General features: G+C 70.7%; 16 protein-coding genes and 3 pseudogenes. 8 read left to right on the top strand and 11 right to left on the bottom strand.

What is annotated here, in order from left to right; genetic code table 11:
* Window positions 1-85: 85 nt before the first annotated feature.
* The 5 genes and pseudogenes from B4N89_RS36915 to B4N89_RS49230 form a co-directional block, all read right to left on the bottom strand.
* Entirely contained in the window at window positions 86-1387 is a 1302-nt protein-coding gene (locus tag B4N89_RS36915) for a TerD family protein (protein ID WP_078980940.1), read from the bottom strand.
* A gap of 260 nt (window positions 1388-1647) precedes the next feature.
* Window positions 1648-2345, bottom strand: a pseudogene (locus tag B4N89_RS36910) (response regulator).
* Window positions 2342-3568, bottom strand: a complete 1227-nt coding sequence (locus tag B4N89_RS36905; RefSeq protein WP_235619161.1) for a sensor histidine kinase — start codon at window positions 3566-3568, stop codon at window positions 2342-2344. Before B4N89_RS36905 ends, B4N89_RS36910 begins: the two are co-directional and overlap by 4 nt.
* Before the next feature lie 106 nt (window positions 3569-3674).
* Window positions 3675-5876 carry an MMPL family transporter gene (locus B4N89_RS36900; RefSeq protein WP_078980939.1) on the bottom strand — a complete coding sequence of 734 codons (2202 nt, stop codon included), beginning with the start codon at window positions 5874-5876 and terminating at the stop codon, window positions 3675-3677.
* Window positions 5877-6107: 231 nt separating this feature from the next.
* Window positions 6108-6293 (bottom strand): hypothetical protein, encoded by a 186-nt coding sequence (locus tag B4N89_RS49230; protein ID WP_143658216.1) that lies wholly within the window; start codon window positions 6291-6293, stop codon window positions 6108-6110.
* Window positions 6294-6362: 69 nt separating this feature from the next.
* Between B4N89_RS49230 and B4N89_RS36895 the strand changes: the two genes are divergently transcribed.
* Complete coding sequence (locus B4N89_RS36895; protein ID WP_235619160.1) at window positions 6363-6929, top strand: TetR/AcrR family transcriptional regulator C-terminal domain-containing protein; 567 nt, start codon at window positions 6363-6365, stop codon at window positions 6927-6929.
* 39 nt (window positions 6930-6968) lie between these two features.
* Here the strand turns inward: B4N89_RS36895 and B4N89_RS50240 are convergent, their stop codons facing one another.
* The 3 genes from B4N89_RS50240 to B4N89_RS36880 form a co-directional block, all read right to left on the bottom strand.
* Complete coding sequence (locus B4N89_RS50240; protein ID WP_078980937.1) at window positions 6969-7172, bottom strand: hypothetical protein; 204 nt, start codon at window positions 7170-7172, stop codon at window positions 6969-6971.
* Between the two features lie 302 nt (window positions 7173-7474).
* Window positions 7475-8236 (bottom strand): winged helix-turn-helix domain-containing protein, encoded by a 762-nt coding sequence (locus tag B4N89_RS53490; RefSeq protein WP_161500949.1) that lies wholly within the window; start codon window positions 8234-8236, stop codon window positions 7475-7477.
* A gap of 507 nt (window positions 8237-8743) precedes the next feature.
* Window positions 8744-9220: a hypothetical protein gene (locus tag B4N89_RS36880; RefSeq protein ID WP_078980935.1), complete on the bottom strand. Its 477-nt coding sequence runs from the start codon at window positions 9218-9220 to the stop codon at window positions 8744-8746.
* 1038 nt (window positions 9221-10258) lie between these two features.
* Between B4N89_RS36880 and B4N89_RS36875 the strand changes: the two genes are divergently transcribed.
* Both B4N89_RS36875 and B4N89_RS36870 read left to right on the top strand, forming a co-directional pair.
* The gene (locus tag B4N89_RS36875) at window positions 10259-10678 is read left to right on the top strand and encodes an HIT family protein (protein ID WP_078980934.1); all 420 of its coding nucleotides are present in this window, start codon (window positions 10259-10261) and stop codon (window positions 10676-10678) included.
* Between the two features lie 108 nt (window positions 10679-10786).
* Window positions 10787-11290 (top strand): annotated as a pseudogene (locus B4N89_RS36870) (IS701 family transposase); the annotation flags it as partial.
* Window positions 11291-11988: 698 nt separating this feature from the next.
* Here B4N89_RS36870 and B4N89_RS36865 read toward each other — a convergent pair.
* Window positions 11989-12231 (bottom strand): annotated as a pseudogene (locus B4N89_RS36865) (transposase family protein); the annotation flags it as partial.
* Window positions 12232-12273: 42 nt separating this feature from the next.
* On the opposite strand from B4N89_RS36865, the gene B4N89_RS36860 reads away from it, so the two are divergent.
* From B4N89_RS36860 to B4N89_RS36850, 3 genes are all read left to right on the top strand, one after another.
* A complete protein-coding gene (locus B4N89_RS36860; RefSeq protein ID WP_078980933.1) occupies window positions 12274-12687 on the top strand; it encodes a hypothetical protein in 414 nt (137 codons plus the stop codon).
* A gap of 21 nt (window positions 12688-12708) precedes the next feature.
* Window positions 12709-13086 (top strand): transposase, encoded by a 378-nt coding sequence (locus B4N89_RS53485; protein WP_078980932.1) that lies wholly within the window; start codon window positions 12709-12711, stop codon window positions 13084-13086.
* A gap of 354 nt (window positions 13087-13440) precedes the next feature.
* Complete coding sequence (locus tag B4N89_RS36850; protein WP_078980931.1) at window positions 13441-14376, top strand: TY-Chap domain-containing protein; 936 nt, start codon at window positions 13441-13443, stop codon at window positions 14374-14376.
* Between the two features lie 129 nt (window positions 14377-14505).
* On the opposite strand, the gene B4N89_RS36845 is transcribed toward B4N89_RS36850, so the two are convergent.
* The gene (locus B4N89_RS36845) at window positions 14506-14922 is read right to left on the bottom strand and encodes a tautomerase family protein (RefSeq protein WP_078980930.1); all 417 of its coding nucleotides are present in this window, start codon (window positions 14920-14922) and stop codon (window positions 14506-14508) included.
* A 227-nt stretch (window positions 14923-15149) separates the two neighbouring features.
* Window positions 15150-15752: a TetR/AcrR family transcriptional regulator gene (locus B4N89_RS36840; protein WP_078980929.1), complete on the bottom strand. Its 603-nt coding sequence runs from the start codon at window positions 15750-15752 to the stop codon at window positions 15150-15152.
* Window positions 15753-15834: 82 nt separating this feature from the next.
* Between B4N89_RS36840 and B4N89_RS36835 the strand changes: the two genes are divergently transcribed.
* Both B4N89_RS36835 and B4N89_RS36830 read left to right on the top strand, forming a co-directional pair.
* Window positions 15835-17343: a carboxylesterase/lipase family protein gene (locus B4N89_RS36835; RefSeq protein WP_078980928.1), complete on the top strand. Its 1509-nt coding sequence runs from the start codon at window positions 15835-15837 to the stop codon at window positions 17341-17343.
* A 240-nt stretch (window positions 17344-17583) separates the two neighbouring features.
* Window positions 17584-18438, top strand: coding sequence for an alpha/beta fold hydrolase (locus B4N89_RS36830; protein ID WP_078980927.1), 855 nt, complete (start codon window positions 17584-17586; stop codon window positions 18436-18438).
* Window positions 18439-18512: the final 74 nt, after the last annotated feature.

Here is an 18512-nt window from a genome sequence, read left to right as displayed (position 1 = left end):
GGCGTGGGTGACGTGGGCGTCCAGCGCCGCGCCGCGTCCGTCCTGGTTCTCTTCGCGCGAGTGGGTTCGGGCGGGCGTACTTTGGCTACATGTCGTCGTCGAGCTTGAACTCCATCGGCCCGACGTCCATCGCGAAGCTGCCGTCCGGGAACAGGACCGGACGGTTCTCGTAGGCTCCGTCGCTGTAGGTCTCGACGTGATGGATCGCGACTCCGTCGGCGACCGTGAAGTCCGCCAGGGCGATGGCGACCCAGTACGACATGTCGTTGTCGTGGTACAGGGGGGCGGTGACGGTCGTTCCCCTGCCGTCGCCGACGACCGCCTTGGCCCCGTAACTCTTGAAGCTGCCCATGCCGTTGCCGAGCGCGCTGTAGGCGCAGATGAGCACGAACCCCTGTTGTCCGGGCTCGGTGATGCGGATCGTCTCGATGCCGGGCACCACGGCGTCCCGGTCGAGAGCGATGTACGGGAACTCGGCCGACGAGCCGAGGTGATTCCAATAGACCGCGCCCCGGCTCGGGTCGTCCTCCGCGGCGGCGACCACGCGCTCTCGGGTCTTCGAGAGCCTCTTGCTCCCGATGCTTCGGCCGATCGTCGCGGCGGACGCCTCCGCCACGTCCCGGGCGGGGATGAACAGCGCGTACAGGTCCAAGTCCGCGCCCTGGGCGCGGCGTTCCTCGCTGCCGCCGTCCCATTCCAGGGTCGCCGTGACGACGCCCGACGCGTCGTTCTTGTTCAGGGAGATGGTGGCGCTCGCACCCTTGTCGAGGTCGATCCTGCGCGGGGCTAGCGGCGGTTGCGCGGCGGGTTCGGTGGCGGCGCGCGGAACGGGTGCCGCGACCGGGGCGGGGGAGGGTGCCGCGATCGGGGTCGTGTCCTCACCGACGTCGACGCCGAAGTCGACGGCCACGCCCGCGAGTCCGCTCGTGTACCCCTGTCCCACCGCCCGGACCTTCCAGTCCGGGCCGCGCCGGTATATCTCGATCAGGACCGCGGCCGTCTCGCCGCGATCGAGGCCCGTGGGGGCGAACGCGAATGTGCGCGACCCGGCGGCCACATCCGCGCGGAGCCCGGCGACCTGGGCGAACGTCGTGCCGGCCGGAGCATCGACGTCGACCGCGGCGACGATCGCGACACGTTCGACATCGGCGGGCATCGAAGCGGGATGCACGTCGATGCGCGCGGAGCTGCCTTCGGTGGTCAGGCGCACCGCTTCGGCTTCCGATGTCGGGTTGTTGAAGAACACCATGTCGGCGTCCCCGCGCACGGTGCCCTGCGCGCCGAGCAACAACGCGGACACGTCCACGCCCACCCCATGGCGCCAGGTCACGTCTATCGACAAGGGGCCGTCGGGCAGCGCGGCATTCGCCCCGGAAAGCAGTTCCATGGCACGCGACATTACCTGCGCTTGACGATCCCACGAATGCGGGGTGCGCCCCTTCCGTGCGGCGGATCACTGCTGGTCGGGACACGAATGACCGTGATCGTTTCGACTGTCACGGCGTGGCCTGGTTGTCGCGGGCATCGCGGTCCCGGTCTGCCTCGACCGGGGCGCCGTCCCGATCGACCGACCACCGAATCCGGCGGGGCCGGTCCGACCCGAAACGTCTTCGGGCGGCGCGCATCCGTGCGCCACCCCCGGAGGCGTCACCCCCTCGCGCTCCCCGGGCCCGGCCGAGGGGGTTGGTGTACGTGTACGAAACCGGTTTGGTAGGCGATGGCCACGAGTTGGGCGCGGTGGCGGGCGTCGAGCTTGGCCATGATGCGCTGGATGAAGGTGCGCACGGTCAGCGGGCTGACGTACAGGCATTCGGCGATCTCGTCGTTGGTGAGGCCTCCGGCGGCCAGGGCCAGGACCTCGCGTTCTCGGGGGTGAGGGTCCCGAGCGCCGAGGGAGTCGTCGTCGCGAAGGCGGGGCCGGCGAGGTAGCGGGTGACCACGGCGTGGGTCGCCGACGAGGACAGGATCATGTCTCCGGCCGCCACGGTGCGGATGGCGCCGAGGAATTCGGCGGGGTCGACGCCCTTGCCCAGGAAGCCGCTCACGCCGGCACGCAGGGCCCTGGTCACGTGCTCGTCGGTTTCGAAAGTGGTGAGGACGAGGATGCGGGTGTCCGTGAGGGTCTCGTCGTGGGTGATCTCCTCGGCGGCGGTCAGACCGTCCTTGCCCGGCATTCCGATGTCCATGACCACGACATCCGGGGTGGTGGCGCGGGCCAGCCGCACGGCCTGGATGCCGTCGCCCGCGACGCCGACGACTTCCATGTCGTCGTCGGCGTCGATGAGGATTCGAAAGGTTCCGGCAAGGAGTGCCTGGTCGTCGGCGAGCAGGACCCGGATCGTCATTCGCCGTCCTCGTGGTCGGTGAGCGGAACGTCCGCGGGACGTGACGCGGCGGTGGGAAGCTGCGCGATCACCTCGAATCCGGTGCCGGTGCGGGGCTGGGCCCGCAGACGTCCACCGACGGCCTGGGCGCGCTCCCGCATGCCGATGAGTCCGTAGCCGGATGTGTCGGTCGGTGTTCGCCGCCGCCCGTCGTCCCTGATCGTGATGGTCAGGAGGCGGCTCGTGTAGGTGAGGCGGACCGAGGCCGTCGTCGTATGCGCGTGCTTGGTGACGTTGGTCAGCGCCTCCTGCACGATCCGGTAGGCCGTCAGGTCGACACGCGGAGACAGCGACCGCCGAGCGCCGTCGCAGGTGAGTCGGACGGTCAGGCCGGCGTTTTCGAAGGAGGCGAGGAGCGCGGGGAGCCGGGTCAGGCCGGGCGCGGGTTCCGGCGGCGCCGCCTCGTCCCCGGTCTGGCGCAGCAGCCCCACCGTTGCCCGAAGCTCCCGCAACGCGGAGGTCAGGGTGGCGGTGAGATTGCTCCTCGCGAGCTGCGCCTGATCCGGCTTGGTGGGCAGCAGATAGTCGGCGGTGGCGGCCTGGGCGTGCGCGAGAGTGATGTGGTGCGCGACGACGTCGTGCAACTCCCGGGCGATGCGCATCCGTTCGGCGCTCACCCGAAGGCGTGCCTCGTCCTCCCGGGTACGCTCGGCGAGTTCTGCGCGTGCCTCCACGGCGGCGATGTAGTCGCGTCGCGTGCGTGCGGAGTCGGCGACGGCAGCGGACAGCAGGACGAAGCCGACGAGCCCTACCTGCTCGGCCTGCATGGGCGTGCCGTTCGGTGCCCAGATGACGGAGACGGCGAACAGGACGAGGCAGCAGGCGGCGGTGTAGCGGCCGGCGGTGTGTTGGTCGGTGCGCCACACGAGGGAGTACAGGGCCGCCATGGCGGTGCCGGTGATGGTGGAGCTGAACTGATAGCCCAGCGAGGCGCCCATCGCGCCCAGGCCGGCACAGCACGCGGTGGTGGCTGCCACCGTAAGGCGCGGGAATCCGCGGTGGGCGAGGAACGAAACGGAGGAGACCGCAGCGACGACCACGGCGGGCAGCGGCGGCCACTGGGCGATGCGGGGCGGCTGCTCCATGGTCGTGGAGACGATCGTGATGCCGTACAGCGCCACGGCGAGCATGGCGTCGACCCACCTCGGGCGGCGGCGGGCCCACAGCCGCGATTCGGCGATCACGCATGCTCCCTGGTCGATCGTTGCCTTGCACTCGGATGGGTCCTGCGGATGCGGGGCGGCGTCGGGCCGCCCGTGCCGCCTCGGGCGGCCCGACGGGGCCGGGGATCTAGGTGTTCACGGATTCGTCCCGATGAGCGATCTGTGCCGGAAGTGCGGGTTCGGTGGTGGGACGCCGGCTCGGTATCCCGTTCTCGACGTCCACGTCGGGCAGCACCCGGTCCAGCCACCGAGGCAGCCACCACGCCGTGCGGCCCAGCAGGGCGAGGGTCGCCGGGACCACGGTCATCCGGATGACGAAGGCGTCGAAGAGGACAGCCGAGGCGAGGCCGAGCCCCAGCATCTTGATCATCGAGTCGGTCATGCCGATGAAGCCGGCGAACACGGCGATCATGATGACGGCGGCGGCCACCACGACCCGGGCGCTGTGCCGGAAGCCGGTGACGATGGCCTGGGCGGGCTGCTCGCCGCGGACGTGGGCTTCCCGGATGCGGGTCACCAGGAAGACCTCGTAGTCCATGGCCAGGCCGAAGACCACGCCGATCAGGAAGATCGGCATCATGCTCATCACCGGCCCGGTCTGCGCGACACCGAGCGGGCCGCTCAGCCACCCCCACTGGAACACCGCGACGATCACGCCGAACGACGCGGCGACCGAGAGCAGGAAGCCCAGGGCCGCCTTGAGCGGTACGAGCACCGAGCGGAACACGACCATCAGCAGCACGATGGCCAGCCCCACCACGACCGCGAGGTAGGGGACGAGCGCCGCGGTGACCTTGTTCGAGACGTCGATGTTCATCGCGGTCTGACCGGTCACCCACATGGACGCGCCTGCCTCCTCCAGCTCGTCCGCCTCGGCGCGGATGGTCTTGACGAGGTCCTTGGTCGCGGTGGCACCGGGACCGGTGCTGGGCACGGCGGTGACGACGGCGGTGTCGCCGGCCTCGTTGAACGTGGCCGGCGAGACGTCCACGACGCCGGCGGTGGCGGTGAGGATCTGTGTGGCCCGGGTGACGACCGTCTTCGGATCGGCGGCTTTCCTGGCGTCGACGACCACGGTCAGGGGCCCATTGAAGCCGGGTCCGAATCCGTCGGCGAGTGCGTCGTAGGCACGGCGCTGGGTGGTCGAGGTGGGCTGGGCTTCGTCGCCCGGCAGGCTGAGCTGCAGGTCCAGCGCCGGGAGGGCGACCACGCCCAGGCCCGCGACGCTGAGCAGCAGTACGGCCGGCGCCCTGCGGATGACGAAGCGGGCCCAGCGGCTGCCCGCGGGCTCTTTCACGGATGCGGTCGGCCGCGCTGGTGCGCGGTGTGCGCGGGGTAGCACGGCCCGGGGGAAGAAGCCCAGCAGCGCGGGCAGCAGGGTCAGCGCGACCAGCACGGCGACCACGACCGTCCCGGCCGCGGCCAGACCCATGTCGGTCAGCATGGGGACGCCCGCCACCGACAGTCCGACCAGCGCGATGACGACCGTGGCTCCGGCGAAGACGACGGCGGATCCCGCCGTACCCACCGCCACGCCGGCGGCCTCTTCCGCGGTGTGCCCGTCGGCACGTTCGGCTCGGTAGCGCGAGACGATGAACAGGGCGTAGTCGATTCCCACGGCCAGGCCCAGCATCAGTGCCAGGGTGATCGTCGTGGTGGACGTGCCCACGGCGACGAGCGCGCAGATCCCCGCGGCGAGACCGACGAGTGCGGTGACCAGCGGCAGACCGGCGGCGACCAGCGCCCGGAAGGTGACGAACAGCACCACCGCCGCGACGCCGATGCCGATCAGCTCGGTGACGCCGCCCAGTTCGGGGCCCGCGTCCACGGCCGACCCGCCGACCTCCACGGTCAGGCCCGCGTCCCGGCCGTCCTGGACGGCGTCCATGAGGGCCTTCTTCGTCGCCTCGGTCAGGTCGTCGCTCACCGCGTTGTAGGTGACGGTCGCGTACGCGGTAGTGCCGTCCTTGCTGACGGCGTCCTCCGTGAAGGGGTTCCGGACCTCCTTCACCTGGGGACCGCCGGCGACCGCGGCGACGACCTTCTCCACGGCCGCCTTGGTGTCGCCGGCGGTCACCTTGCGCCCATCGGGGCCCGCGAAGACGATCCGCGCCTCGGCACCTTCGGATTTCCCGCCGGGGAAGCGGTCGTCCAACAGGTCGAAGGCCTTCTGCGATTCGGTGCCCGGCATCGAGAAGCCGTCTTCCTCGGCCGCCGGCGCCGTGGCCGCGGCGAAGGCGCAGGCCGCCAGGAGTACCACCCACACGAGGGCGAAGTAGCGGCGTTGTCGGAAGGACAATCGACCGAGTCGGTAGAGCAGCGAAGCCATGACGAGGTGCTCCAGTCAGCAAGCGGGAAGGGCGATGCAACGGCAACGAGGCCACGCTCCGGCCGCGTGTTCCGCACGAGCGCGTGGCGTCGGAGCCGTGACCCATCGTTCGGGACCGGGGGCGTCGCCGTCGTCCGGCAACTGCCGACACTGCGGCGTACTGAAACGGGAGTACGAGCAGGGCGCGAGGTGCGCCTTACGGACGACCCGGACAGCGCCGTACGACCGCGGTCAGCCCGTGTGGCGGCAGGACGCGGCAACCATCGTGGCCAACACCTCCGGCCGGGGCCGGCAGACCTTGACTCCGAGTACCGCGTCCTGCCGCGAGTACCGCGTCCTGCCGCGTCTTGCCGCGCGGGCGACCAGGGCGACGCCGGCTTTACCCACCCGTTTGCTCCCGACCGTGCCGTACCTCATGGCACACAGCTCATTTCTATCGGTGATAGGTAGATTTGCAGCGTCATCTATCACCGATAGATTGTCAATGTGAGAGTGAACCGTGTGAACGTCGTCGACCAGGCCCTCGACCTGCTGGACGAGGTCGGCCTGGACGCCGTCAGTACCCGGCGGTTGGCGAAGCGACTGGGCGTTGAACAGCCGTCGCTCTACTACCACTTCCGGAACAAGGAGGAACTGCTCGGTGCCATGGCCGAGGCCGCCATGGCACCCCACGGGACGGCTCCACTACCGCAGCCCGGCGACCCCTGGCGGGACTGGTTCCTGGAGAACACCCGCAGCTTCCGCCGCACCCTGCTGATGCGCCGCGACGGCGCACGACTCCATTCCGGACACCTGCCCGGCGGCGTCGACCTCGATCGGATTGCCCACAAGATGCGCTTCCTGCTCGCCTCCGGCCTCCCCGAACGGGATGCCCAGATGGCGATGCTGGCCGCCGGCCGCTACACGGTCGGCAGCGTCCTGGAAGAGCAGGCGAACACCGGCCCCGCCGTCGAAGCGGACCACCCGATCGTCCCGACGATCGACAACGAGTCGGCGTTCGAGGCGGGGCTGGCCCTCATCGTGGACGGCCTGGCGCAGCGCGCCGGGGCGTAGGAGCGCGACCCCGTCCTCGGCCGCTTCGTCAGCGCTGTCCTACCCGACGACGACGGCATCCCCCGAGCCCAACCGACGCCGGGCGATCGTCACCGGGCCATCCTCGAGACTCTGCCCCCCGGTCGCCGAGCGGGTGCTTGCGAAGCTCTCGGCCGCCTGCCCGCAGGCGCACGGCGCGACCTGCGGCGCACCGTCGGGGCAGCGGACGGAAAGCTCAAACGACGCACGGTTCGCGATGTCCACGGCATCTCGATACACCTGAGCGCTGCGTTCTCGTCATGGACTTCGCCCCGGACGAGCCATGGCAGCGCTCTCCCGTCGAACTCCTCGCCCACCCCGACACCGTCCATCGCCCGGCCGCCCTCTCCGCCGGCTGGGACCGGACCGCTTGTCCGCCTGTCGCGGCCTTCCGCCGCCGACGGGGGTGGGGCGTTGCGGCGGGGCGCGGCGATCGCGAGTGGGGCCGGACGCGAACGGGCCGCCGCGCCCGGGGTCGTTCGCTTCACCTCACGCCGTCGGGCACGTGTCTCCCGGCTGCGGCAGCGCTACCCGTGCGTGTGACACCACGACATCGCGGCGGACAACAGTGTAACCCGCAGCGCATCGACCGTGATCCCTCGACCGCCGGGGGTCGACCACCTGCCGATCGTGGCAGCTGGTGCACAGCGGTCGATACACGGTTCGAAGTGGCCAGTGCCCGCCCGGAATTCGAGTGCGTCGGCGCGGCTCGACGAGCAGAATCGGGGCGGGCATCGTGCGACCGACCGTCTCCTCGGGCGGGTCTGCCGGGCGCACCGGAGCCGGCGGCGTGTCGACGACCGACCGGCCGCCGATTCGTCCGGGGCCGGCGCGGGTGCGCCGACTCGCGGTGCTGACCGGGGCGGGCATCTCCACCGTCTCCGGTATCCCCGACTTTCGTGGCCCCCATAGCCTGTGGATCCGTGATCCGTCGCGCGAACAGGGCACCCATCGCAAGCGGTTCGCGGGCCGATTCGGGCGTGCGGGCACGTGTGTGGCGCGACTTGGCCGCGTCCGGGGTCGTCGATGCTCGTCCCGGCGCGGCGCACCGAGCGCTCGCCTGGCTCCGGGTCCGCGTCGCGACGCAGAACGTCGACGGACTGCACGGGATGGCGGGCAGCCCCGTCGACCGGTCGCTGCCGCGACCACCCGTGCGCTCGCAACAGCCGCCACACACTCGACGGCGACGCGTACACCACCCCGGTGACCCGCGTGATCACCCGCCCGGCCCGGGCGAGCGTCCAGATGTACCCAGTGAAGCCGGCCGCCTCCGGGCCTGCCTCGAACACCGCCGCCACCTCGGCGAACCCCTCCTCCGATACGCGCCGATGGGCACCCGGCGGGTCGGCGGAGCACAGAGCGTCCCCCCGCCGCCCACCCACGCGCGATGCCACACCAATACGGCCTGGGCGACCCGCCCGACCGACGCGCCACCTTCGCCTGCGCCACACCCTCCGCGAACCAACCAGCCGCCCGCAACCGCAACCTCCCCCGGCGATCCCGCCCCACCGGGGTCATCCCCGAGCTCCCCACACAGCAGGTATGCCGACATTTGACACACCGTCAATCGGACCCGGAGGGCGGCGTCCAAGCCCCAAGGAGCCAATCCCCAGTCGACGATCCAGCGTTGAGGGCCGGTCACGTTCGCCCAGTTCAGATCCGCATGCGCCGGCACCCATGCGTTCAGCGTCGTACATCCGCCGCACCCCTCCATCGCGTTCGCCTACACCGCGTCCTGCAAGTCCAGGCGGGCTGTGCCGTACATCCCGTGGGGCATGGGGCGGCAGGTCGTGGCCTCAGACGAGCGGCGGCGCGCCCAGGTCTCGGCGCATCACCTGCCGGAGGTTGTGCAATTCGTCGTCGAGCGCGGCGCCCTCCAGCGCCCGGAAGGTCGGATCGGTGGCGTCGGCGCCGGCGATGAGGCAGTCACGGATGTCGCGGAGGGCGATGAACGTCGCCCTCGCCGCGGCGATCACGTCGGAGGGGGCGACGATCGCCAATCGATGGCGCAGTTCGTAGGCTCCGGGGCTGAGAAATCCCGCGCGTATGCGCTGTTCGCGGTCGGCGGCTCCCGGCGGGACGTCCCGTGCCACGTCCACGAGGATGCCCCGCATCCGCGATACGGCCGCGAGGTACTCGGCGTAGAGCTGCCTGCGCAAGTCCGTCTGCCGCTCGGTGGTTTCGCGCCGCCAGCGCAGCCGATCCGCGACGAGTGTCGCCGCCACACCCAGAGCCGTGCCCACGAGCGCGCTGACGGGGGCTATCCAGTCCATGGAGGCCAAGCCTAGGCCCGCCGGCGGTGGCCGCCCGCAGGCGGGCGGAACACATGCGGTCGATTGCGGCGAGGTCGACGCGCGTGTGGCGTGCCCGTGCGGCGGGTTCGGAGGTGGCGGCCGAGAGTCACGTGGAACAGGCCGGAGCGTGTGGGTGCCGAAGTCGACCGCCGCGTACGCCCATTCGACGGTATGCGGTCCTTTGTGAACACGACCGGGTTGCCGTCCACCCGCGCGGTCGGGTCGACATCCGATCGGGCGGTCCGATAGGGCGGATGATCCACGAGGAACGTTGGCACGACCTACGCGATCGAAGCCGCTCGTGTGGACGACTCTACGTGGTTGGGGGCCACTGATGCCGAGTGCCTGGTTGCAGACGTACCCCAACGCGGAGGCGGGGATCGACGAGGACTGGATCCGCGAGCATCGCGGCTCGTCGGCCACGGTGGAGCGCCATCACCCGATGGCGGCAGTTCATCGACGCGCCGAACCGGCGACCGGACGTGCTGTTCTGCCGCGTTGCCCGTTCCGAAACCGAGATCGTCGGCGTTGTCTGCGGGCGCCGCGGCGACGTGGTCACCGCCCTCGGGCCGATGTACCTGCTGGATCCGTCCCGGGCCGAGGACTCGGTGGCCGCATGATGACCGAGCTCCTCACGTGGGCAGGAGGCGAACCCATGTGCCTGTGGGGCACCGACTACAACGAGAGCATGGTCCGCTTCCACCGACGCTGCGGATTCACGATCACGGGCGAGCGAGAGCCATGGCAGGGGAGGCTGCCGACGAGCCGCACGGAGCCGGACCCACGCTCGGCGACAACCGCCTCGAAGGCCAGGTGCGGAAGAACCACGCACACGATCGTGGGGGCGGGACCGACTCGACGGCCCTGCCGCCGGAACAGCGGCACCCCTCCTCCGAAACCCGCCACCGTTTCCCGGACTCGGGGACAACGTCCGTGAGGCCGTGGGCCGTCATTGTCGCCCGACCCGGGCCCGAACCCGGTTGGCGAGCAGCGTCCGCTTCCGGCAGGATTCGTCGAATGGACTGCATCTTCTGCGGGCTCATCCGTGAGGACACCGGGAGCTGGGTGGCACGTGGCCCGGTGGCCTGTGCCTTCTCGCCGCTGGACCCATTGGCGCCGGGTCACACTCTGGTGGTTCCGACGCTCCACTACGCGGACGTCTTCGACACCCCGCCCGCGGTCCTCACCGAAGTGACGACTCTCGTCCAGCGCGTGGCCGAAGCCGCACGGAACGTCTTGAACGCCTCGGGCGTGAACATCCTCAATGCCAGCGGCCCGGGCTCGGAACAGTCGGTGCCCCACCTGCACTTCCACGTGGTTCCGCGGTGGATGAACGACGGAATCTCGACCTGGCCGGCCGGCCGCTCCGTCCATCACGTCACCGGTGATTTGGGTGCGCGGCTTGCCACGGCTCTGGGTTCGGGCCGAGACGGCTGAGTAGACCCGGAGCGCGTTGCCGGGCGCACTGCCGGGTCTGTGAGAGGTTCGGAGAGACGAATCGGGGGCAATCCCGCTACCGGTGGTTTGTTCACAGCAGGTCGGCACCAGGACGGGTTCTGTTGCGAACTCGCGGATGTGGGGCTGCCGTTCGTGATGGCGTTGAGGCCGCGCCACGGGATCCGGGCGCGGACCCACCGGGCCCACGCCCCGGCCTGGCGCAACCCGCGCGATCCCGGCGACGGGCACGAGGTGCCCCGCACCTTCCGCGACGGCCACACCGAGATTTGGTGGGCCGCCGACGCGACCCTGGGATCGTGGGGACCGGACGGGACGACCCGACTGATGGTGGCGACCGCCGATCCGGGGACGCAGCCGGCCGAGGCCGGCTGGTATCCCGCCACCAACCTGCCCCGCCCGGGCGGGCCTCGTGAGGACGAAAGCCCGCATCCCGCAGCCGACTTGACGGAGACTGTTCGCATCCATGGGATCCGTCATGGGATCGAGCAGAGCTGCGAGCAGGGCGAGGACGAACTCAGCTGGGCCGACTTCCAAGTCCGCTCCGACACCGCGATCCGCCGCCACCAGACTCTGGTCGACTGCGCGTTTTCGTGCAGTATGCGAGTCACGCCGAAGCGGAGCTGACCAAGTTGAGCGCCGCGCCGGGGTTCTGATCGCCACCGTCCTGCGCCTGGTCGCACGCATCGACTGAAGACGGCATCCGCTGCGCGCGATCATCGCACCGGCCGACGACCGAGGTGAGGGACTACGACAGCCACCGGAGGGATCAGCCCACGATCGCCATGATTGCCGCGCTTGTGTCCTCCCGAAGCGCGGACCGCTTCCGACTCCGGCGCGGACGGGCGCCTTCGACGGAGTGTGCCTCGGCCGTGAAAACGAACGACCCGAGACCACCCGGCGGGCACCGAAGCCCACTCCAAGCCTTGCTCGAGTCCCTCCCCGGCATCGGGCAGAGGCGCGTGGACCGATTGCTCGCCGAACCGGGGATCTCCACGAGCCGGCGAGTGCCGGAGTCTGGGCGTACAGCGATGCGACCGGCTGCTGAGGCGCTGGGTTCCTCGACTCGAGCGACGCAGCCGGCGACGCAGGCGGGAGTGGCCTGCAAGGCGGACCGGGCCAGGCTTTGTGTTGTGGATCCGTGGGTCGGTGGCCCGTTCCCGGCCGTGGGCGGGACGGCGATCGACCCTTACCGAGGTGCAGGCCGGGCGGTACGGCGCGGTGCTCTCGTGGGCCGTCGGTCCGATCGCGATGATGGTCTGCGTCGGAAGATCGCGAACTCCTACTACCCCAGGTCCGAGGTAATCGATGCTCCGGTCCGTCGCCGCCTTGGATACCCCGAACAACGGGGCCAGTTGGCGCATGGTCAGGTTCGCGCGCCAGTAGGCCGCGACCGGCAGTTCCCGGTCCGCCAGGGTCAGGCTCCACGGCCGGCCCCTGCGGACCTGGTCCGCGCCCTCACGCCACAGAACCGTCACCAGCTTCCCGAACTGCCGCGGGATCACCCTGCGGGCCTGCCGGCTCCGGCGGGACATATTCGTTCGCCCGCACGGATCCGGCGTGAGAGCCTCGCGCCTGTGGCTACGGAAACCGAGGTGGCAGAGCTGTTGCACCAGCGCGGATGGCGAACGGCCTTCACCATCGCCGAGCGGGTGAATGCGTGGGCCGCCCTGGTGGGTTTCATCGAGCGCGGCTACGGCGACGACATCCACGAGTACACCAACGACCTGTACTGCCGAAACTGGTTGCACGAGGCGTGGCTCCTGCTGGACGAACACATCGTCCAGCTCTGGACCCCGCAGATCAAAGCCCTGGACGACCGGTACAAGGCCGCGACCGTCGACGACGATGGGCAAGCACTCGACCGGTTCCACAGGCTGCCCGGCCCCGACCTGTGGTGGTGGCGGCGACACCCGCGCATCCTCACCGAAGACCTCGGGCGTTCGCTTCGCTCGGTCGGCGCCATCGGTACCGACCCGGACACAACGTGACCCTGCCTCGTTTCGGACGAACTGTGGTTTCCATTCGAGCCGTTGCTTCCCGAGCCCGCGCCGGAGGCGGTGCCCGGGAGTCCGCGTGTCCCGGATCGGCGGGCGTTGTGCGGGATCCAGTGGGAGTTCCTGCCGTCGGAGTTGGGTTTCGGGTCAGGGATGACGTGTTGGCGTCGCCTCGAGGCCTGGAACGGGGGCGGGGTGTGGGATCGGCCGTACGCGATCCTGCTTGCAAGACTGTATGCGGCGGAACAGTTCGACCGGTCTCGGGCGGTGATCGACTCCAGCCACGTCCGGGCCGCCCAAAGGCGAGGTTCCATGGAATTCTTGTTGGAGCGACGGTTGTTCGGGTTTCTGCTGCGAGAGGTGCCCGGCCTGCTGGAGCAGTCTCCGGAGTAGGCGGTTTACGACTCATCGACACCCGGGTCGAGGAGCCGCTACCGCGGAAGTGAGCACCGAACACCCCGCACCGCTGTGCGACATGATCCGGAACCCGACGCCACGAACGCGCCGCCGAACATCCACAGCGGTACGGGGACCGGTCCTTTACGGGACGGCGGGGAAGCGCTGTTCGTCTGCCTGTCCACCTTCGGCGGAGCGGGGCACCGTGCCGACCGGACCATGCCGCTGCGGGCCGCATCTCGCTGATCCTGTGAGCTGTACCGCGTGGCAGTGCCGGTTGGCGATTCGGTGGGCCGTTGGTTGCCAGGGCGGGCGGTGTGGTTTGTCGGGCTGCTTTGGCAGACTGCCGCCATGGAACACGCGCTCTGGGACGCGCTGTCGCGTCCGAACCATGCCGGGATCCCGTATGTCGCCCTGCTCGTAGGCGACGAAGACGAACCCGACAACACGCGGGTCCGTATCGGCGCCCCCGAGGCGGGTTCGTCCGTCACCCTCACGCGGCTCGGCGACTTCGTCGTTGCCGAGATCCGGGCCGGCGACGGTGTCCCGCTCACTGCCGACCAGGAAAGGCTGCTCGCCGCAGCGGAGTGGCGACACGGGCCGAGTTCGGTCGTGCCGGTCCGGGAACGCGTCTGGGCGCTCTCGTGGCGCTGGTACAGCGACGCGTCGGTGCGCGGCGCGCGTGGTCGCGCGATCGTCGAAGCCCTGCGCGACGTTCTCCACCAGGCTCCGGAGGACGTGGTGGTCCGCGGCGCGGACGACGACGGTCCGACCGAGCTCTACTCCGTGCGGGACTTCGGCGACCGTCCGAGTGCCGTCGGCAGCGCGCCGGAGTGCACCGAGTGGGACGACCTACAGCGCCGCCTCGATTGGGTACTGACCACGCTCGCCGCCGACTCGGCGGTCGTGATGAGCGGTCCGGACGGCCAGGTCGTGCAGTTCATGACCAGCCCGCACGGCGGTTCCCTCTACACCAGCGTGATGGACCCCGAACTCGACGCCGCCAAGCTGCCCGACGCGTCGAACCCGGGCTCCGAACGGGCCAGGCGCATGTTCGCGATCGGCTGGCGGCCGCAAGAGTGCGCCCCCGGGGTCGCGGAATGGACCCTCGGCATACCGATCGTGCATTGGGGCGCCGGTATCGTCCCCGCCCAAGCGGTCGCCGCCGCCCGCGCCCTGGGCATCCCCTCCCCGACCGCCCTGAACGTCCGCGCGTTCCGCAACGGCCCCCACACCGACCCCGCTTACGTGCCCGTCGAACTCGGCCTACGCAACGACGCGTCGTAACGGGACACCCGCCGCGTCTCGGCTGCCCGCCCGCCGCCCTCGTGGGCATCGCCCGTCCGGTATCGGCCGCAGACCTGGGGAGGCAGGATCTGCGCGTTCGCCCACGCCGGTGATTTCGTGGGCTGTGGCTCACGTGGCCTGTTGGTTTTCCGTCCCGGCGACAGACTGCAAGTCGACCAGTTGTGCCTGACCGTCGCCCGCTGACCAACCGTCGAGAGCGTTTTCGGTCAGTGTGACGAACACGTCGCCGGCACGTACGCCGACTTCGGTCAGATTCGCTGCGATGCGTCGATACAGATCCAGCTTGAGTTCCCGACGGCGTCCGGTCACCAGGGTGATCTGGACGTAGACGATGTCCTCGCGCGCCACGTCGAGGTGGTTCGGGTCAAAGATCAACTCGTCCGGGGCGTGCGGGGTGACGATCTGGAAACGGTCCTCGGCCGGGATGCCGATGGCGTCGACAAGCGCCCGGTGGACGCCGTCGGCGATGGCACGGCGCATGGCGGGCGGCCGAGTGGAGGAGAGGTCGATACGCACCAGGGGCATGGATCGCTCATTTCCGTCAGAGTCAGAGGTCAGAGGTCTTACGTTGATCCTCCGCGAGTCGCCGCCCACTTGAGCCTGGCGCGAGGGTCGCATCCGGTCTCCTCTGTCGCGGGGCCGGTGGCGCACCGCGACAAGCGACGCGACGCCGCGCGCGGGGTGGCCCGCGCCCGGGAAGGGTGCGATGGCCTCGACGTCCCCGCCGGGGAACCGTCGATGTCGCGACGCGGTCAGGGCGGGTTGGTGAACAGGCGGTCGAGGTGGCGGGCGATGGTCGTGGTGGCGTCCCGGGGTCCGATCACGCCCAGTTCGACGAGCGGCGTCAGGCCGGTGAGCGCCAAGAGGAGATTGGTCTCCGTCGCCGGGTCGCGGTCGGGGTCGATGTGGCCGTCGGTGATCGCCTGGCGGACGATCTGTTCGACGAGGTCGCGGCCGTGGATCAGGCCCTCGCGTGCGCGTGTGTGGATGTTCGCGTTGTGCAGGGCCTCCAGGACGTAGGCGGCGCTCATCCGGCTCGTCGTGCGCGCGCCGGGGTGCAGCGGGAGCATCTCCGTGAGCATCACCCGGAGCACGTCGCGCGGATGCGGCGCGTCGCCCAGATCCGCCACGCCTGCCGCGACGCGCAGCGAGGTCTGTTCGGACGCGAAGTCCATCGCGAAGACCAGCATCTCCTCCCGGGTGGCGAAGTAGTGCTGCACCGCGCCATGGGAGATGCCGGCCTCCTGGGCCACTTCGCGCACGCTCGCGTGCGCGATGCCGCGTTGTTCCACCACGCGCCACAGTGCTCGGGCGATCGTCTCGCGGCGCTCACGGTGATCCACCTGCTTGGGCATCGCCGACCCTCCTTTCCATACACTTGACATAATACACCTGACCAATAAACGCTGGAGTCCCGCCGTCGAAGAAGGGTGCGGCATGTCCGAGCGACCGAGAGCACACACTGCCGAGGGAGCCGTCCAGGGGCGCCGGCGAAAAGGGCACGCGGTGTTCCGCGGCATCCCCTACGTCCGGCCGCCGGTCGGGCGGTTGCGCTTCCGGGAACCCGCTCCGGTCGAAGGGTGGCAGGGGACGAGACAGGCCGCCGAGTGCGGCCCCGTGGTCCCGCAGGCGGGGCCGACGGCCGAGGACTCGACCGGCGACGACTGGCTCACCCTCAATGTCGCCACCCCGATCGTGGGAGCGGCCGGACTGCCCGTGCTGGTGTGGATCCACGGCGGCGCCTACATCGCGGGGACCTCCGCCGACCCGATGTACGATCCCGCCGCCCTGACCGAGGCCGGACTGGTCGTGGTGAGCGTCAACTACCGGGTCGCCGTCGAGGGTTTCGCCCACATCGAGGGCGCGCCGGCCAATCGCGGACTCCTCGACCAGATCGCGGCCCTGCGATGGGTACAGCGCAACATCGCGGCCTTCGGCGGAGACCCCGACCGGGTCACGGTGGCGGGACAGTCGGCCGGGGCGGGGTCGATCGCGGCGCTGCTGACGATGGAGCGGGCACGCGGGTTGTTCCGCAGGGCCATCGCGCACTCGGTCCCCGGACTGATGGCCACCCGCGATCCGGCCCGGGAGGTCGCCGCCGCGCTCGCGGCCCGGGTCGGGACGGTGCCCGACGTCGAAGCCCTCTCGGGCATCGCCCCCTCGCGCCTGGCCGGCGAACTCACCGCCCTCGGCGCCGATCTCGCCGCCCACCGGAACAGATGGGGTCGGCTCGCGGGGATCGGCGTCGCCGTATGCCCGGTCCTCGACGGCGAAGTGCTTCCCGAAACGCCCTGGCAGGCCCTGGCCGGCGGCCGAGCGAACGGAATCGAACTCCTCGTCGGCCATACCCGCGACGAGTTCCGACTGTTCAGCGTCATGACGGGGCGCCTCGGCACCTACACCGAGGACGAGACCCGCACCGCCCTCGACCTGTTCGCCCCGACACCGGACGGCCCCGACGCCTACCGACGCGCCCACCCCACCGCCACCCCGGAAGAACTCCTCGAACTCGTGTACTCCGACGCCCTCTTCCGGATGCCCTCGCTGCACCTGGCGCAGGCGAACCGGGCGGCCGGCGGCACCTCGTTCCTGTTCGAACTGCGACTCGCGGCCCCGGCGGGCGGCGGACTCCTGGGCGCCTGCCACAGCCTCGACGTCCCCCTCGCCTTCGGCACGCTCGACAGCCCCGCTGGCCGGCACTTCTTCGGCGACCGGCCGACGGCGGAGATCTCGACGGTGTCCCGGGAACTACGGCGGGCATGGACCCGCTTCGTCACGACCGGGAATCCCGGATGGCCCGGCCACGAGGCGGACCGAGGGCTCACCCGCGTCCTGGACGTCGACTCGACGACCGTCCCCTACCCGGAAGCCGTCTCCCGCCGCATCTGGGAAGGCCACGACCCGGCCCCCTTGGACCTCGTCCGAACGAGGACGATCCGCCCGTGACATCGCCACCCGAGGGCACGAACGCTTCGACGCCAGCGAACAGCCCCACGAAGGTCGGCGAGTCGGCCGCGCCGGCCCTCGACGCGCGTGGGCCCGGCCGCGTGCCACGACCAGGCCGAGCCGCCCCCGGGAACGTGGACGGTTCGGCCTGCTCGACGACCCCGATCACACGAGCCACCCGCGTAAACCCCCGCAGGCCGCACAGGAGTCGACGTCTCTCGGCTCCGGGAAGGTGCATCCATGGACGTACACGTGAGCGTTTGGGACGGCCGCGATCGGGTCCCGGGGGCCCGGGGCCCGACGGCTCGAATGGCCCCGGATTCCCCGACGACCGCCGCCGCGCCCGCGCTTTTCGTCCACAACATCTTCACCTGGGGCAGCGACCCCACGTACGGGTTTGCCGCGCAGCGGCCCCTCGCGGACGGCAGGCGGCTGCTCCTGATGGATCGCCGGGGATACGGTGACAGCCCGGACACCGCGCGCGGCGACTTCGACGTCGACGCCGAGGACATCGTGGGAGTCCTCGGCGACGAGACCTTCGCCGCGGGGCGCGGCGGCGCCCACCTCGTGGGACACGGCAACGGTGCCGTCGCCGCGCTCATCGCCGCCGCGCGCCGACCCGACCTCGTCCGCTCTCTCGCCCTCGTCCAGCCCTCCGTCTTCACGGCCGCGGCGCACCGCCGCGTCGTCGCCGACCTGCTCGACCGGGTGCGCGAGGGTCCCGTGGGCATCCCGGACGGTGTCACGCCGGAGCAGTATCTGCGCGCGTCCACCGAGGGGTTGGGGATGGCGATGCCCGAGCCCACCACGCGCCGACTCCGTGCCGTCGCCACCTCGATGCGAGAGCGGCCCATCTGGGAGGCGGAGATCCCGCTGGAGGCGATCCGGGACGCCGCCGTGCCGGTTCTGGTGATCTGCGGAACCTGGCGGGACGCGCCGGTCGCGTACCGCGAGCACGTGGGAGCCCCGCTCATGGCCGTGGCCGAGTCCCTTACGGAATCCCTCGGCGGCCGCCTCCTCCGGGTGCCCGGGTACTACCCGCACACCCAGGAGCCCGCCGCCGTCAACGCCGCCCTACAGGAATTCTGGGTCTGACCCGATCCCTGCCGGTCCGGTCCCGGGCCGAGCAAAGCCGCCCGTCGTCCACGCCCAGTACTCGGAGTGTCGAC

Source organism: Embleya scabrispora (genome assembly GCF_002024165.1).
GTDB classification, from domain to species: Bacteria; Actinomycetota; Actinomycetes; order Streptomycetales; family Streptomycetaceae; genus Embleya; species Embleya scabrispora_A.
The sequence above is the reverse complement of the archived record's forward strand: the minus strand, read 5'-3'. Positions and strand labels throughout refer to the sequence as shown.

Excerpts from the sequence above, each read along its gene's own strand:
- B4N89_RS36915 (WP_078980940.1), bottom strand. The coding sequence starts at position 1,387 with ATGGAACTGCTTTCCGGGGCGAATGCCGCGCTGCCCGACGGCCCCTTG.
- B4N89_RS36900 (WP_078980939.1), bottom strand. The coding sequence starts at position 5,876 with ATGGCTTCGCTGCTCTACCGACTCGGTCGATTGTCCTTCCGACAACGC.
- B4N89_RS49230 (WP_143658216.1), bottom strand. The coding sequence starts at position 6,293 with ATGAGGTACGGCACGGTCGGGAGCAAACGGGTGGGTAAAGCCGGCGTC.
- B4N89_RS36880 (WP_078980935.1), bottom strand. The coding sequence starts at position 9,220 with ATGGACTGGATAGCCCCCGTCAGCGCGCTCGTGGGCACGGCTCTGGGT.
- B4N89_RS36875 (WP_078980934.1), top strand. The coding sequence starts at position 10,259 with ATGGACTGCATCTTCTGCGGGCTCATCCGTGAGGACACCGGGAGCTGG.
- B4N89_RS36850 (WP_078980931.1), top strand. The coding sequence starts at position 13,441 with ATGGAACACGCGCTCTGGGACGCGCTGTCGCGTCCGAACCATGCCGGG.
- B4N89_RS36845 (WP_078980930.1), bottom strand. The coding sequence starts at position 14,922 with ATGCCCCTGGTGCGTATCGACCTCTCCTCCACTCGGCCGCCCGCCATG.
- B4N89_RS36840 (WP_078980929.1), bottom strand. The coding sequence starts at position 15,752 with ATGCCCAAGCAGGTGGATCACCGTGAGCGCCGCGAGACGATCGCCCGA.
- B4N89_RS36835 (WP_078980928.1), top strand. The coding sequence starts at position 15,835 with ATGTCCGAGCGACCGAGAGCACACACTGCCGAGGGAGCCGTCCAGGGG.
- B4N89_RS36830 (WP_078980927.1), top strand. The coding sequence starts at position 17,584 with ATGGACGTACACGTGAGCGTTTGGGACGGCCGCGATCGGGTCCCGGGG.